Origin of the sequence: Methanimicrococcus hongohii (assembly GCF_032594095.1) — an archaeon.
In the GTDB taxonomy this organism is placed as follows: domain Archaea; phylum Halobacteriota; class Methanosarcinia; order Methanosarcinales; family Methanosarcinaceae; genus Methanimicrococcus; species Methanimicrococcus hongohii.
This window is the reverse complement of sequence record NZ_CP131059.1, coordinates 1,433,685-1,450,211: the sequence shown is the minus strand read 5'-3', so window position 1 is coordinate 1,450,211 and position 16,527 is coordinate 1,433,685. Positions and strand designations below refer to the sequence as shown.

At 41.9% G+C, this 16,527-nt stretch carries 13 protein-coding genes; 10 read left to right on the top strand and 3 right to left on the bottom strand.

All coding sequences use genetic code 11. The features are described 5' to 3' along the window. Window positions 1-215: 215 nt before the first annotated feature. Together MmiHf6_RS06560 and pheS are read left to right on the top strand one after the other, a co-directional pair. Window positions 216-1,556: a tryptophan--tRNA ligase gene (locus tag MmiHf6_RS06560; protein ID WP_316556997.1), complete on the top strand. Its 1,341-nt coding sequence runs from the start codon at window positions 216-218 to the stop codon at window positions 1,554-1,556. Between the two features lie 85 nt (window positions 1,557-1,641). Further along, window positions 1,642-3,147, top strand: coding sequence for a phenylalanine--tRNA ligase subunit alpha (gene pheS / locus MmiHf6_RS06555; RefSeq protein ID WP_316556996.1), 1,506 nt, complete (start codon window positions 1,642-1,644; stop codon window positions 3,145-3,147). A 161-nt stretch (window positions 3,148-3,308) separates the two neighbouring features. On the opposite strand, the gene MmiHf6_RS06550 is transcribed toward pheS, so the two are convergent. Together MmiHf6_RS06550 and MmiHf6_RS06545 are read right to left on the bottom strand one after the other, a co-directional pair. Beyond that, window positions 3,309-3,494: a hypothetical protein gene (locus MmiHf6_RS06550; RefSeq protein ID WP_316556995.1), complete on the bottom strand. Its 186-nt coding sequence runs from the start codon at window positions 3,492-3,494 to the stop codon at window positions 3,309-3,311. Further along, window positions 3,485-3,742: a hypothetical protein gene (locus tag MmiHf6_RS06545; RefSeq protein ID WP_316556994.1), complete on the bottom strand. Its 258-nt coding sequence runs from the start codon at window positions 3,740-3,742 to the stop codon at window positions 3,485-3,487. The genes MmiHf6_RS06550 and MmiHf6_RS06545 overlap by 10 nt, the downstream gene beginning before the upstream one ends. A gap of 1,316 nt (window positions 3,743-5,058) precedes the next feature. Between MmiHf6_RS06545 and mtaC (MmiHf6_RS06540) the strand changes: the two genes are divergently transcribed. From mtaC (MmiHf6_RS06540) to MmiHf6_RS06515, 6 genes are all read left to right on the top strand, one after another. Next, window positions 5,059-5,835: a methanol--corrinoid protein MtaC gene (gene mtaC, locus MmiHf6_RS06540; RefSeq protein ID WP_316556993.1), complete on the top strand. Its 777-nt coding sequence runs from the start codon at window positions 5,059-5,061 to the stop codon at window positions 5,833-5,835. A 12-nt stretch (window positions 5,836-5,847) separates the two neighbouring features. After that, window positions 5,848-7,236, top strand: coding sequence for a methanol--corrinoid protein co-methyltransferase MtaB (gene mtaB, locus MmiHf6_RS06535; protein WP_316556992.1), 1,389 nt, complete (start codon window positions 5,848-5,850; stop codon window positions 7,234-7,236). A gap of 645 nt (window positions 7,237-7,881) precedes the next feature. Continuing rightward, window positions 7,882-8,136, top strand: coding sequence for a hypothetical protein (locus MmiHf6_RS06530; RefSeq protein WP_316556991.1), 255 nt, complete (start codon window positions 7,882-7,884; stop codon window positions 8,134-8,136). Between the two features lie 373 nt (window positions 8,137-8,509). Beyond that, a complete protein-coding gene (locus MmiHf6_RS06525) occupies window positions 8,510-9,073 on the top strand; it encodes an acetate uptake transporter (RefSeq protein WP_316556990.1) in 564 nt (187 codons plus the stop codon). Window positions 9,074-9,816: 743 nt separating this feature from the next. Continuing rightward, window positions 9,817-10,386, top strand: a complete 570-nt coding sequence (locus MmiHf6_RS06520) for an acetate uptake transporter (protein WP_316556989.1) — start codon at window positions 9,817-9,819, stop codon at window positions 10,384-10,386. A 478-nt stretch (window positions 10,387-10,864) separates the two neighbouring features. Then, a complete protein-coding gene (locus MmiHf6_RS06515; protein WP_316556988.1) occupies window positions 10,865-12,871 on the top strand; it encodes a hydantoinase/oxoprolinase N-terminal domain-containing protein in 2,007 nt (668 codons plus the stop codon). 48 nt (window positions 12,872-12,919) lie between these two features. Here the strand turns inward: MmiHf6_RS06515 and MmiHf6_RS06510 are convergent, their stop codons facing one another. After that, on the bottom strand, window positions 12,920-13,093 hold the full coding sequence (locus MmiHf6_RS06510; RefSeq protein WP_316556987.1) for a hypothetical protein: 174 nt from the start codon (window positions 13,091-13,093) through the stop codon (window positions 12,920-12,922). Window positions 13,094-14,151: 1,058 nt separating this feature from the next. Between MmiHf6_RS06510 and mtaC (MmiHf6_RS06505) the strand changes: the two genes are divergently transcribed. Next, a complete protein-coding gene (gene mtaC, locus MmiHf6_RS06505) occupies window positions 14,152-14,928 on the top strand; it encodes a methanol--corrinoid protein MtaC (protein WP_316556986.1) in 777 nt (258 codons plus the stop codon). Between the two features lie 13 nt (window positions 14,929-14,941). Continuing rightward, window positions 14,942-16,327, top strand: a complete 1,386-nt coding sequence (gene mtaB / locus MmiHf6_RS06500) for a methanol--corrinoid protein co-methyltransferase MtaB (protein WP_316556985.1) — start codon at window positions 14,942-14,944, stop codon at window positions 16,325-16,327. Window positions 16,328-16,527: the final 200 nt, after the last annotated feature.

Genomic DNA, 16,527 nt, shown 5'->3' with positions numbered 1-16,527 from the left:
CAGCAGACAGGCGAAGCCCTCAAAAATCGCGAAGCGATTTTTTGCAAACACCGCTTCCCCCCGCCCCTGAAATTTTGTGAACGGCCGCCGACAGGTGGCTGTGAGCAAAATTTAAGAACAAGAATTCCGAATTCACAACAAAAGTTTAAACTTCAATGAGCGACTTTTTCATTTCAAATTTTCATTATTCTCATTATTATATTATCTGTGATTCTATGGCGCAAAAATTGGACCCGTGGAAGTCGTCTGAAATCAGCGATTATTCCAAATTGTTTGAAGAATTCGGCATTCAGCCGTTTGCGGAAGTTTTGGATGAGATTCCGGATCCGCACAAATACATGAAGAGAGGCATTATTTTCGGTCACCGCGGTTATGAAATGATTGCAGACGCGATCAAAAACAAAAAGCCGTTTGTCGTTTTAGACGGCTTCATGCCGACGGGAAAGGCGCATTTCGGTCACAAAATGGTAATGGACCAAATCGTTTGGTATCAAAAGCAGGGCGGAATCGTTGTCGTCGGAATGGCTGACCGCGAAGCGCACGCTGTTCGCGATCTTTCCTGGGAAGAATGCAGACAAATCGGCGTTGAAGAATACATTACAAGCTTGATCGCGCTCGGTCTTCAGCCTGAAAAAACGCGCATTTATTTCCAATCCGAATGTCAGCCCGTTAAGGATTTGGCGTTTGAGCTCGGCACAAAAGTCAACTTCTCGGAAATGGCAGCCATTTACGGCTTTTCGGGTGAAACGCATTTGGCGCACATGATTGCCGTGCTCACGCAGGGCGCAGACATTTTACACTCGCAGCTGCCGATGTACGAAGGGCCGATTCCGGTCGTCGTTCCTGTCGGCGCCGATCAGGATCCGCACATTCGCCTCACGCGCGACATCGCTTCCAAAATGAATATGTTCTTGATTGAACGCCGAGAAGATTCCAAAACAGGAAACAAATATTGGAGCGTTCGCGGCAAAAACGCGTCTGAAGACGCGCTTAAAATGATTGATAAAAACATTCGCGACGGTTTCGGCGGCAGCGGCGCAAAAACAAAACTTTCCAAAGAACATATTGATATTTTCGGCGATATTTCCGAAGAAGAACTCTCGGAAATCGTCAAAAACGCGGAACTCGCTCACGGCGGTTACGCTTTTGTGATTCCCGCGTCCACTTATCACAGATTTATGAGCGGCTTGACAGGCGGCAAAATGTCAAGCAGCATTCCCGACAGCAACATTGCGCTTTCGGAAGAGCCGAAGTCGGCGGTCAAAAAAATCATGAAAGCCAAGACGGGCGGGCGCGAATCGGCGGACGAGCAGCGCGATCTCGGCGGCGAATATCAGAAATGTTCCGTTTACGAACTTTATTTGTTCCATTTGGCTGATGACGATAATGAATTGTTCCAAGTTCAAAACGACTGTACAAGCGGCAGCATTTTGTGCGGCGAATGTAAGAAAAAAGCCGCCGGCAAGATGGAAATCTTTTTGACGGATTTGCAGCAGAAAAGAGAAGAAGCGTTTGAAAAATTGCCGATGTTCGGGATTGATTACGTTCGCAAATGACAGAGAATATAAAAGATGAGTTTCATTTAAGGGACTAATATTACAGAATAATCATATTAAGATGTCAACCTATCGGGGTTTTGAAATGACGGATTACGATTTAACGAATAATGAAAAAAAGGTTCTGCTGGCTTTGAATGAGCTTGAGACGGCAGAATTAAAAGATATTGTCGAGATTTCCGATTTGAACAGCGACGCTTCCATGCAGGCGGCTTTTTTGCTGGAAGAAAAAGGTCTGGCTGAAGTCGTTGAAGAATCTTTTGAACTTTACGGGCTTTCCGAAGAAGGAAAAGAATATGCGGAGTCCGGACTTCCCGAAAGACAAATTATTGATAAAATTTCAGGCGAAACGCCGCTTGAAGACCTTCGCGCTTTATTTTCGCCGCAATTGGTCGGCATCGCAACCGGATGGCTTTTGAAAAAGAAATGGGCAAAAATCGAAGACGGCATTTTGATTCCGGTCGGCGACGCACCGATTGGCAGAGATGAAGAAATCATCAGCGACCTTTATGAAAATTCTTTGGAAAGCAATACATCCGATCCCGCTTTTGAATTGCCGCCGGAAATTGCGTCCGACAAAGTCGTTTCCGACCTTTTGAAACGCAAATTGCTTGAAAAGGAAGAATACACGACGCGCAATATTCTGATTACGGCTGCCGGCAAAGCTTATGCCGATCAAGGTATTGAAATTACCGAAGAAATCGCTCAAATCACGCCCGAATTATTGAAAAGCGATGATTGGGAAAACAAATATTACCGCCCTTACAAAGTTCAGAAACCCGTGAAACCGATTTACGGCGCCAAAACGCATCCGTATCAGCGTTTGATTGATCAGATGCGCCAAATCTTTTTGGAAATGGGATTCACGGAAATCAAAGGCGATATCATTCAATCTTCGTTTTGGAATTTTGACGCGCTTTTCCAGCCGCAGGATCATCCGGCGCGTGAAATGCAGGACACGTTCCATCTGGAAACCCGCTCCGAAACGCCCGAAAAATACGCCGATAAAATCCGCGCCGTTCACGAAAACGGCGGCGAAACGGGTTCTTGCGGCTGGGGCGGTCGCTGGAGTTCCGACATTGCTGAAAAGAATGTTCTTCGAACGCACACGACATCGGTCACGGTCAAATATTTGGCTGACAATCCTGTCGGTCCTGTCAAAGCGTTTTGTATTGACCGCGCTTACCGCCGCGAAACGATTGATCCGACGCACACGCCCGAATTTGAACAGCTGGAAGGCGTTGTCATGGACAAAGACATGAGTTTTGCCGACCTTCTCGGCTTCCTGAAAGAATTCTACAACAGAATGGGCTTTGAAGAAGTCCGTTTCCGTCCCGGTTATTTCCCGTACACGGAACCGAGTGTCGAGCCGGAAGTTTGGATTGACGGTCTCGGCTGGGTGGAACTCGGCGGCGCCGGCGTTTTCAGAAAAGAAGTGACCACGCCGCTTGGCATCACGGAGCCGGTTTTGGCTTGGGGGCTCGGTGTCAGCCGCGTTGCAATGCTGAAACTCGGATTAAAAGATTTGAGAGAACTTTATCAGTCAGATATCGACTGGCTCAGAAAAAGCGAAATCGGAAAAGGCATTTGATTATTGCTTTTCTGTTTTCTGTTTTTCTTTTCTTTCTTTCTTTTTTCATTTTTTGAATTCAATTAAAAATCTGTGTTGGTTTTCGATTTCTTTTTGAAAACCGGCTTTTCTCTTTTATTTTATTTTTTTAAAAACACGGATTTGTTTTTCGATTAATTTTTTTAAAAATTTGTGCGGCTCGCGCGCGGCGGCGGGCAGCTGCTGCGGCTGCCGGAAGCGGCGGCAGAGCGGCAACGCAAACCTGGCCGGCAAGCGGAAACAGAAACCTGACTCCCACTGCAAACAAACACCTCCCTCCCGCTGCAACCTGAAATTTTGTGAGCGAAGCGAACAAAATTTAATGCCAACGGATCACTAAAAAAAGAGCAGATTCAAGTGGCAGCGCAACCTGATTGGCAGCAGCAACATTAAAAGACAGTTGCAGATTGGCAGGCTCAGCCGGGAGCTGGCAGTAAAAGACAGTCGCAAGAAAACACTTTGCAGGAACCGGACAGCAATTTACGACCGGCGGTTTTGCATTTTTTGTTTTGTATGGAAAGAATCCGCCAAGTCTCGTTTCCTCGCTTCGCTTCGGAAACTTGAAACTGCGTTTCAAATCCGGTTCGCCGCTTCGCGCCGCCCGGAACTCAACTTGCGGGGGCGGTTTTTGAAATATTATTCAATCTAAAATTAATTGAAACATCATCTTTATCAAAATTATTCAAAAACGGAACGCCTTTTTTTCGATTAAATCTAATTAATTTTTAGGATTTTATCGGGCGTTCAGGTTTCAATGTTTTTTGAAAATGGATGTTTTGGGTTTTTTGATTTATTCATTCATTTTTATTTATTTTTTATTTATGTTTTTTATCTATTTCATTTTTTATTTTTTATCTGTTTCATTTTTATTTTTAGCTCGTTCTTCTAATCGTTTTCTTCGCTATTTCGTTTTTATTTCTATTTAGCATTCTTTTTCATTTTCAGCATCGAATTGAATCAAATTATGTAAATGCGCTCTAATATTCTATTTCGAGGGTCAAATTACAACCATTTTATCATTTTAATCTTCGTCTTTGATTTTCTTATCTCTTGATAAAAACGAAGGCGGTTGTTTTTGGGTATAAATATCTAATCCTCGCATTTCTTCCGATTCTTATTTTCGGTGAAATTTATTCGTTTTTTTCGATTTTTTTAATTTGTTTTTTGATAAAAAATACTTTTTTAAATATTTATTATTCGTTCAAACTATCAAAAATTTTGATCGCATTTTCGTTCATTTTTGGAGAAAACAATTTTTTCTATTCATCTTTTTATATTTAAAACAGAAACAGAAGTCTCTGACTTAAATTAATTTGTTTTGAGTCCGATTTTTTTCAAAAAAGTTCAAAGTTCGGCTTCGAAAAAAAAAGATGCGGTTAATGTATATACTTCGATTCGCCAATAGAATTATTGCAATAATACAATTCAATTGAACAGTCAAGTGTGTGACTCAATTGTGATAACTTGTGTTTTTGCATGTATGGTTCGTGACTGAGGAGAATACGGAAATATAATACAGCCAAATCAATTCTAAGAAAAGAAGTAAACTCATGAATTAATCCGAATCATTGAAATCATTGACTCGTTTTGAATCGAATTGCTTCTGATCTAATGAACTCTTTTGGTCCTCAATAAAATTCAATTGTGTGTGTTATTGAATTTTAAATGTGTGTGTTGAAACTATATTGTAAAGATATATCGGAATATATTATGAGATATATGCTGAGATATATTGTGAAGAATATGTCGGTTTTAGCAAGGGGATTTATTCGTGTGTGTGTTGAAAAATCCTTTTAAAACGCAAACCTGAGGACCGGTTTAAGAATGGTTTAAGAATGTGTGGTTGTTCTCCCCGCTCTCCTGTAAAATACAGATCGAAACGGAGAATCTAATATGTTAGACTTTAAAAAAGAAGATATCGCAACAATCCTTGTCAGATATAATGTGGCCATGGAAAAAACCATGACCCCCGACGAAGCAGCAGAACAGCTCTATCCGAAAGACCCGCTCTTAAAAGCAGTCGCCGTCGCAATTTACGAAGGCGAAGAAGATGACGTCATTGACGCTCTTGATGCACTTTTGGATTCCGGAAAAGCACCCCTCAAACTCATTGATGAAGCACTTTTGCCCGGAATGGCTGTCGTTTCAGCATTATATGACCAGGGTATCATTTTCCTCCCCAATGTGATGATGTCAGCAGACGCCATGCTTGAGGGTATAGACTACTGCAAATCCAAGACCAAAGAAGTTCCCGAAGCAAAAGGAACAGTCGTCTGCCACGTCGCAGAAGGTGACGTTCACGACATCGGAAAGAACATTGTCGCAGCTCTCTTAAGAGCAGACGGTTTCGATGTTGTTGACCTCGGCCGTGATGTCCCGGTCGATGAAGTCGTCGCAGCAGTCGCAGAAGCCAAACCGGTCATGGTGACAGGTACAGCTTTGATGACAACAACCATGTACGCTTTCAAAGAAGTCAACGACAAAATGATTGAGAAAGGCTTAAAAATCCCGTTCGCATGCGGCGGCGGTGCCGTTAATCAGGAATTCGTTGAAAGCTACAGCCTCGGTGTTTACGGTGAAGAAGCAGCAGAAGCCGCTAAGTTCGCTAACTTCATCTTGAAGAACGGCGCAGACATCGGCAAGTTAAGAGAAGAATTCCACACCCACTAAGGAGGCAGCAAAATGGCAGTTAACAGATACACAAAGATGGCATATGCAAATGCAGACGAAATGTGCTTCGGCAGAGCAAAATTCCCGGTCAAAGGCGGTTTAGGCCTTGAAATCGGTGCAGGATACACGATCCCTGAATTAAACTACGCTCCCAGACCCCAAGCAGGTGTTTCGAAAGAAGCGCTTGTTAAAGAATACGAAAGAATTACAAAAGACGCAATGGCAAGAATCGTTCAGATCGGTGCTCCCGCCGTCGTCTTGGAAACAGAACACGTTCAGCAGATGTCCAACAACCCGAGCTGGGGTGCTGAAGTCGCTCATGTCCAGAAATCTATCTTGGAAGAATACCACGAAGAATATGGTGTGAAATGCGGTCTCAGACACACGATTGGTGACATCCGTGAAGACAGAGACTACCTCGCTCTCCGCGGCCCGAAGAACGATGTCATGCTTGACGCATTCGAACAGTGTGCAAAGCAGGGCGCTGACTTCCTGTCCATTGAATCGATGGGCGGAAAAGAAGTTTTCGACTATGCCATTGTCCGTGACGACATCGCCGGTGTTTTGTTCGGTATCGGTGTTCTCGGTACAAGCGACATGGAATTCGTTTGGCAGAACATCGCAAGCATTGCAAAGAAAACAGGCAGAGTTGCAGCAGGTGACACAGACTGTGCACAGGCAAACACGGCCATGTTCATTGCAGGCGGTCTCTTAGACAAGAACCTCGCTCACACGACAGCAATCGTTGCCCGCTGTATTTCAGCAGCAAGAACTCTTGCAGCATACGAGTCCGGCGCAACCGGTCCGGGTAAAGACTGCGGTTACGAAAACACAATCGTTAAATCCATCGCCGGTGTCCCGATCACGCAAGAAGGTAAATCTTCTACCTGTGCTCACTCCGATGTTATGGGCAACTTAACCATGCAGTGCTGTGACATGTGGTCCAATGAATCCGTTGAATACCACGGTGAATTCGGCGGAACAACCGTTCAGGTTTGGGTCGAAACCCTCGCTTATGACTGTTCTTTGATGAACACAGCCATTAAGACGGGCAACGACAAGATCCTCCGTGACTTGCTCACACTCTCTGACAAATACAGAGACCCGCAAGGCTATGTGCTTGCATACGACAACGCTTACCGTGTCGGTGAAGCCATCGCAAAGAACGGAAATGACACCTATCTCCGTGCAAAAGCAGCAGCAGAAGAATGCTGTAAGATTCTCGACGAAGGTATCAAAGGCGGCAAGCTGTCCTTGACCAAATTCGAAATCAATGCGCTTGAAGGCATCAAGAAAGACTTGGCAGCACTCCCGACCGAAAAAGCAAAATTCGTCGACGAATGCATGACCAAATACAAGGCAGAAGTTCCGGTTTTCAAGACCGAAAACTACGTCCTTTAAGTTTCCTAAAACTATAAAATTTAATATAAAACGGTTGGCAGGATTCATTTCCTGCCTTCCTGTTTTTGGAAACAAACAAAAGAAATAAAAAATCAATTATCACCAAAAAATCACTACTCAAAAACTCTCAAATATCACCGATTTAAATCCATCTTTAAACATCCCGTAACTCTCTCAAAAACAAAAGATGTAAAATCGTTTCATAAAATTTTAAAAACATTTGTTCATCCAATTTTTTGTTTTTCCCCCTTTTCTTTTTTTTCACTTTTTCCTTTTCTTTTTATTTATTTTTCATTTTTTTTCTTTTCATTTTCAGTTTTTTTACATTTTATGAATGACATTGAAACCCAAACATCCAATATTCAAAATCGGTGAACCTGAACGCCCGATAAAATCCTAAAAAAAGTTAGATTTAATCGAAAAAAGGCGTTCCATTTTTGAATAATTTTGATAAAGATGATGTTTCAATTAATTTTAGATTGAATAATATTTCAAAAACCGCCCCCGCAAGTTGAGTTCCGGGCGGCGCGAAGCGGCGAACCGGACTTGAAACGCAGTTTCAAGTTTCCGAAGCGAAGCGGAGGAAACGAGACTTGGCGGATTCTTTCCAAACGAAACAAAACAATCAAAACCGCTGATTGTTAATTGCTTTTCGACTCCTGCATTTTGCGACTGTCTTTTAATGTCAGCTTCCGGCTGAGCCTGCCAGTCTGCAACTGTCTTTTAATGTTGCTGCTGCCAACAGGTTTCCGTTTCTGCTTGCCAATCAGGTTTCCGTTGTCACTCTGCCGCCCGCTGCTGCTACAGGCAGCAGCACGCTGCCCGCCCGCAACCCGCATAATTTTTTCAAAATCGACGGAAAAACGAACCGCACAATTTTTAAAAAATAATGAAAAATGAATATGCATTTTTATTTTTGATTGAGATAAGGGATAAAAATTGAGACCGGTTTTTCATTCTCTCATTTTTGCCTGTTTGAAATCGTCGTAAATAGTCATGTCTCTTGTCTCTTTTTTACGACAATAATCGTTTTTAATCTCGTCATTCGTCCGACGCGTTTTTTAAAACAAATTCGTCCTGCCCGCTTCGTTTTAAAAATCATTTTTTGAGTGAAAGACTTTTAAAGAGGTGTTCTCTTTTCGGTGCATCAGTTTGCCGAATCGGCAGACTTTTGTCATAATTTTTAGTGATATTCGTAAAAACACATTTTTGTTACAATGGTAAAATATGTAAAAACGGATCTTCAGATTCGTAAAACGGAGGAATTTTATTTATGAGTGAACAAGTGATCAAAATCGCTGACACAACCGGAAATCCGGGCGCGCTCGGTTTGACAGGTTTTTCGTTAGCGACATTAATGCTCAGTTTCCACAACATGGGCATTTTCCCTGAAAATCTGCCGGTGATTGCCATGGCAATTTTTGTCGGCGGTCTGGCTCAGCTTTTGGCGGGAATGCTTGCCTGGAAAAAAGGAAACACATTTGAAACAGTCGCTTTCACCGGTTTTGGTGTTTTTTGGCTCAGTTTCGCCTACATCTTAATCGCGCCGTTTAACGCCGCCGCCGCAAGCGACCTTTCGCTCGGGCTTTACCTCCTTCTTTGGGGCATTTTCGGATTCGGGTTACTTCTCGGAACTTTGAAAATGGGCGTTAAAGCGTTGATCGTTGTTTTTGTCTTATTGGTTTTGACATTCTTCGTGACAGCTGCTTCCCATCTCGTTGTAATTCCCGCGCTCGGATTCGCCGCAGGATTCTGCGCATTTCTGTTGGGCGCCGCCGCTTTCTATACGGCAATGGCAATTGTGTTAAACGAAGTCGGTTACAAGCTTCCGATGTAATTTCGATACTTGACGAAATCATTTGGCAATAAAATTGATTTTTAAAATCGGTTTTATTTCCGGTTTTATTTTTCTTTCATTTTTATTTTTTTCAATCTTTTTTCGTTTTTAATTTTCATTTCATTTAAATTTCCATTTCATTTCAATTAATTTTCAACATTTTCATTTCAATTAATTTTCAACATTTTCATTTCAATTAATTTTCAACATTTTCATTTCAATTAATTTTCAACATTTTCATTTTTCTAATTTTGTTCTCAATTATTATTTTCATTTTTATTTTTTTCTTTAATCATTTCTTTTCTTCAAATTTTTCTCCAATTTTTAATTTTCATCTTTCATTTTTATTTGTGTTATTTTTCGATTATTATTTTCATTTCGTTTTGTTTTTTTAAAACGGCTTTATTTTTTTAAAACGCATATTGTCGAAAATCAAAACTGTTTTGACACGAATTATCGTCATTTGTTGATATTTTTGATGATGTTTATACAATCTTTTTTTATTGGAAAACAATGGCTGTCGAACGGTTTTTATTCTTTTATTTGTAGTGAAAAGTTTATAAAAGCGGAAGCGCATATTCATATTGCCGAAAAGATGCAATTTTTATGAGATTGATGTGTGTGTTTCAATCTCGTTATTCAGATGCTTTTTTTGGTGTGTGTGTTCGTATAGGCTGATTTTCGTTAGTCTATACTCTCTAAAAATATGGTAAATTGTTTAGAAATTTTGGAGGATTTAATTAATGTCTGAATCTGAACAAGTGGTTAGAATATGTGATTCATGGGCAACGCCGGGCGCTCTCGGTTTGACAGGTTTCAGTATGACAACCATTATGCTGGCTTTCTTTGACTTAGGATTATTTTCAGATGCGCTCGCACTGATTTCCATGTCAATTTTCGTCGGCGGTATCGCTCAATTCTGTGCAGGTCTGATGGCCTTTAAGAAAGGAAACACTTTTGAAACCGTTGCATTCTGTGCCTTTGGCATGTTTTGGATCAGTTTCGCTTACATTTTAATTGAGCCGTTTGGAGCCGATCCGGCAAGCGCGACAAGTATTGGTCTCTATCTTTTGGTTTGGGCCCTTTTGTCCGGAACAATGTTGTTCGGTGTCATTAAATTGAAAGCCAGATTCCTGATCGCAGTTTTTGCACTCTTGACACTTGTTTTCATCGTCACCGCAATTTTCTACTTTACGGGAATTGCATTTGTCGCAACGGTCGCCGGCATTTTGGCCCTGATTTTGGGACTTGTCGCATTCTATACGGCAATGACAATCGTTTTGAACGAAACAGGATACAAGCTTCCGTGCTGAACGCGTTTGCGTTTTAATTGTCAACAGTGTTTAATTGTTTTCGGGAGCAATTCCGCTCCCGTTTATTTATTAATATTCGGCTTTCAATTTTTATTTCAACATTATTCTCAATATTATTCTCAATATTATTCTCAAAATTATTTCAAAAATTATTTCAATTTTTTCAAAATTATTTCAAAATTATTTCAAAAATATTCTCAAAGTTACTTCAAAAGTTACTTCAAAGTTATTTCAAAAATTATTTCAATATTATTCTCAAAATTATTTTCATATTTATTTCAAAAATTGTTTCAAATTTCATGACACTGCTTTGTATTTCTGCTTTCATGCTTGTTTGTTTTTAATTTTCATAAAAAATAAATACGAACGGAACTCATTTGAATTATTGGAAATTTTTATTATTAAATGCATTTTATCAAACTTTTATTAATTTTCATATCACAAAAACTAACAAAAAACAATAACGGAGTGTTTAATAATGGCTTACAGTTTAGGAATTGACGCGGGCGGAACGTATACGGATGCCGTTCTTATTCGAGACGACGACGGTTCGGTCATTGAAGCGGGCAAAGCGCTGACAACTTATCCTGATCCCGTCGGCGGAATTAAGAATTCGATCGCGAAACTCGATTCCGAAAAACTCAAAGATGTCGGCATTGTTTCGCTTTCAACAACGCTTTCGACAAACACGATTTTGGAAAACAAAGGCTTTCCTGTCGGCTTGATCATGGTCGGCGACTACCATATTCCCGAAGTTCTGCCGGCGCAAATGTATTGCATCGTCAGCGGCGGACATGACAGCAACGGCGAAGAATCAAAGCCGTTAGATATTGAAAAAGTTCGGGAATTCGCGTTTTCCGTCAAAGACCGCGTTTCAGCTTTTGCCGTTTCTTCTCTTTTCAGCGTCAGAAACGCCGATCACGAGCTTCGCGTGAAAGAAGAAATCTTAAAACTGACAGGCCATCCCGTTGTCTGCGGTCACGAATTGTCTCAAGACCTCGGCGCTTACGAGCGCGCCGTCACGGCTTTTTTGAACGCTCAACTCATTCCGATTACATACAATTTTACAAAATCAATCGTTTCCGAAATGGAACGAATCGGTATGAACGCAACGCTTCTGATGCTCAAATGCGACGGGTCAGCCGTCAGCATCGAAGAAGCGCTTGAAAAGCCGATTGAAACGATCTTTTCCGGTCCCGCGGCCAGTTTGATGGGTGCTGCTTACCTTTCCGGACTAAAAACATGCGCGATGATTGACATCGGCGGCACCAGCACGGATGTCGCGCTCGTTCAGGACGGTTTGCCTGAAATGGACGAATCGGGCGCTGTTGTCGGCGGCTGGTCGACGCGTGTCAAAGCGATTCGAATGGAAACGGTTGCAACGGGCGGCGACAGTCACGTTTTTTCAACAGACGATCCGAACCGCAAAATTCATCTCGGTCCGCTTCGTGTCATGCCGCTTTGCCGCGCTGCCGTTTTGTATCCCGGATTTTTGGAAAAACTGAAAAATACACGGCTTCCGCCGCGAAAAAATATTTCAGAATTCATTCTGCCTTCCGTTTTTTATGTCAAAACGGATTTCCCGCCGATTGAAATGACGACGCTTGAGGATATGGTTTATGATGTCATCGACAAAAATTTCCCCGTTTCCTGGTCGGATATGTTTGAGCGTTTGGGGAAAAAAATGCCGATGTCATCGGTTTTGGAATCTTTGGTGAAAAAAAGGCTGATTCAGCTGATCGGGTTTACGCCGACAGACGCGCTTCACGTTTTGGGTGATTATACCGAATGGGACGCTGAAGCTTCTCTTGAAGGCGCTCAAAAGCTTGATCGGCTGACACATTTATCGGCGAAAGAATTGGCGGCTTTTACAAAAACGCAAGTCGCCCGCAACATGACGTCCAGTCTGCTGGCTTATTTGGTTCCGGGAATTTCAAAACGCGATGTTGAGAAAGTGCTTTCCGGCAATTATCATACAAAATTTGCGGTGTCGGTCCCGATCGTTCTCATCGGCGCTTCATCAAAAGCGTATGCCGAAGAAATCAGGAATTTGATTCAAGCCGAAGTTTTAACGCCCGAATTTTCGGATGTCGGAAACGCGGTCGGCGCTTTGGTCGGAAACGGCGTTTACCGAACGGATATTTTGGTCAAAAAGAACGCCCGCGAAGAAGGTGACGTCCCGATTATTGATTTCATTGTTTTCCATAACGGTCAAAGTGAAACTTTTACTTCTTATCAAAACGCTTATGAAAAAGCGCTTCAAGTCGGAAATGATTATGTCATGGAAAAAATGATGGGAACGGGTCTCAAAGACAATCAGATTACGGTTTCGCACACTGAAAAAAGTCTTAAAATCGGAACGGACACGCCGTACGAGACGAAACTTTCTTTTGTCGGCGTCGGCACGTCGCGATACGATATTCAGGCCGATAAGATTCCGGATTTCGTGAAATTTATCAACCCCGAAAAGAGCAAACGAATCTGATTGATTTGTTTGTTTTTTCTTTTCATTTTCTTTTTTATTTTTTCAAAATTATGAGTTCGTTTTTCTCTTTTTTTCAATAAAATCAAGGGTCGCTTTTTCGTTGGTTTTTGAAAAATTTGTGCGGCTCGCGCGGCGGCGGCAGCTTGCTGTTGCGGGCAGCAGTAAAATACAGTTGCAGACTTGCAGGCTCGGCAGGAAGCTGACACTAAAAGACAGTTGCAAGACAGCACTTTGCCGGCACCAAAAAGCGATCCGCGATCAAGCGGTTTTATATTTTTTGTTTTGTATGGGAAGAATCCGCCAAGTCTCAATTCCCTTCGCTACGCTACGGGAATTTCAACTTGCGGTGGCGGTTTTTAAAATTTAATTAAATCTAAAACTCAATTGAAACATCGGTTTTCATCAAATTTCTTCAAACGGAACGCCTTCTTTTATCGAAATCTAAATCATTTAAGATTCGGGTTTTATCGGGCGTTCAGGTTTCAACAATTTTCTTAAAATCGGATGTTTGGATTTTATGATAAATACAAAATGAAATGGAAAAATAAACAAAATAAAAATAAAATAAAAATGCAAATAAAATGAAAATAAAAATGCAAAACAAAAAAGACAAAAAAAATTTCAGTTCATGGTCCTGATTTTGTCGATTAATCTCGTTTTTCTGAACCAAACGTTTTTAAATTTTTAACTTTTGAATCAATTTGTAATTATTTATTTTTGAGTTGCGGCAAAAAAATATTTTTAAAAATTTAAACTTTAAATTATTTTCGTCAAAATCGTGACGGGGTTCCTTCAATTAGTTTCTTTGCAAATTTATTTCGTTTCGATTCAAAACGTCAAAAATTTCTGACCGATTTTTTAATTTTACATTTTTAATAATTAAGGATATTTTTTAAAGACAATTTTTCTTTAATTTTATCTGTTTTCATTCAATGTATTGTATATTAGTAATTAGTGTATGTTTTTTGACTGTATATGTTAAATTTATTTTCTAAACATGTTAAAATTTTAAAACACTGTTGTTTATTACAACGCCTTTGTATTTTTGCATAAACCTTAATTACTATATTGGCAATTTCCATTTTGCTTAGCAGAGCAAAATTCACGATTCATTGTACTCATTGTACTCATTGTATGATTCATGTACGATTCATGTACAAGTCATGTAAAAGTCATTGTACAAGTTACAAAATCAATTTGATTGTACAAGTTACAGAATCAATAGATTGCACGAACTGCAATCAGGTTGTGTGTATTTTGTTTAAAGCAGGATGAATAAAATGTTAGACTTTAAAAAAGAAGATATTTCAGACGTCCTTATCAGATATAATGTGGCTATGGAAAAAACCATGACCCCTGATGAGGCAGCAGAGCAGCTCTATCCCAAAGACCCGCTTTACAAAGCAGTCGCTGTTGCAATCTATGACGGCGAAGAAGACGATGTTATCGAAGCACTCGACGCACTTTTGGACGCAGGCAACGACCCGCTCAAACTCATCGACGACGCACTTCTTCCGGGAATGGGAGTCGTTTCCGCTCTCTACGACCAGGGTATCATTTTCCTCCCCAACGTGATGATGTCAGCAGACGCAATGCTCGAAGGCATAGAATACTGTAAAACAAAGACCGCAGAAGTTCCCGAAGCAAAAGGAACAGTCGTCTGCCACGTCGCAGAAGGTGACGTTCACGACATCGGTAAAAACATCGTTGCAGCGCTCCTCAGAGCAGACGGTTTTGACGTCGTCGACCTCGGCCGTGACGTTCCGACCGACGAAGTGATCGCAGCAGTCGCAGAACACAAACCCGTCATGGTCACAGGCACAGCTTTGATGACAACAACCATGTACGCCTTCAAAGAAGTCAACGACAAACTCACCGAAAAAGGATTCAACGTTCCGTTCGCATGCGGCGGCGGTGCTGTTAACCAGGAATTCGTTGAAAGCTTCAGCCTCGGCGTTTACGGCGAAGAAGCAGCAGAAGCACCGAAATTCGCAAACTTCATCTTGAAGAACGGCGCAGACATCGGTAAATTAAGAGATGAATTCCACTTCCACTGAGGGGGCAAACAAAATGGCAATTAACAGATATACAAAAATGGCGTACGCAAATGCAGATGAAATGATCTTCGGTAAATGTAAGTTCCCCGTCAAAGCCGGCCTCGGCCTTGAAATCGGTGCAGGCTACACAATTCCGGAATTAAACTATGCTCCGAGACCTCAGGCAAGTGTCTCCAAAGAAGCACTCGTTAAAGAATACGAAAGAATTACAAAAGACGCAATGGCAAGACTTGTTCAGATCGGCGCACCCGCAGTCGTTCTCGAAACAGAACACGTCCAGCAGCTCACTGTCAAGCCGGATGTCGGCGCAGAAGTGGCACACGTCCAGAAGTCCATCATGGAAGAATACCATGAAGAATACGGTATCAAATGCGCTCTCAGACACACAATCGCTGACTTGAGAGAAGACCGTGAATATTTAGCGCTCCGCTCCAAGGCCCCCGAGATTTTGGAATCCTTCGACCAGTGCGCCGCACAGGGTGCTGACCTTTTGTCCATTGAATCAATGGGCGGAAAGGAAGTTTTCGACTACTCCATCGTTCGTGACGACACAGCAGGCGTCCTTTTCTCAATCGGCGTCCTCGGTACAAACGACATGGACTTCCTCTGGCAGCAAATCGCTGATGTCGCAAAGAAGAACAACGTTGTTCCGGCAGGCGACACAGACTGTTCACAGGCAAACACCGCAATGTTCATCGCAGGCGGTCTCCTTGACAAAAACCTCGCTCACACAACGGCAATCGTTGCACGCTGTATTTCCGCCGCAAGAACACTTGCAGCATACGAAGCAGGCGCAACCGGTCCGGGTAAAGACTGCGGTTACGAACACTCAATCATTAAAGGCATCGCCGGTATCCCGATCTCACAGGAAGGCAAATCATCCACATGCGCTCACTCCGACGTTATGGGCAACCTTGCAATGCAGATCTGTGACTTGTGGTCCAACGAATCTGTCGAATACCACGGCGAATTCGGCGGTACAACTGTTCAGGTTTGGGTCGAAACCCTCGCTTACGACTGTGCTCTCATGAACACTGCTCTTAAGACAGGCAACGAAAAAGTCCTCAGAGACTTGCTCACCCTCTCCGACAAATACAGAGACCCCCAGGGCTACGTTCTTGCATACGACAACGCCTACCGTGTCGGTGAAGCAATTGCCGCAAACGGCAGCGACCCGTACCTCAGATCCAAAGCAGCAGCAGAAGTTTGCTGCCAGATCGTTCAGGAAGGTATTGACAGCGGTAAGCTCATTCTCACAAAGTTCGAAACAAACGCCTTGAACAAGATCAAGACAGACCTTGCAGCACTCCCGACCGAGAGCGCAAAGTTCATCGAACAGTGCATGGACAAGTACACCAAGGAAGTTCCGGTTTTCAAGACCGAAAACTACAGCTTGTAAATTTAATTAATCATAAAAATAAGAAAAAGAACAAAGTTTCGACTTTGTTTAATCGCGGGCGGAATTTTTCCGTCCGTTTTCGTTTTTTTACTTTTCGTTTTTTACTTTTTGTTTTTTACTTTTTGTTTTTTACTTTTTGTTTTTTACTTTTCGTTTTTACTTTTTGTTTTTTATAGTTTTTTTGTGTTTTACTTTTATAA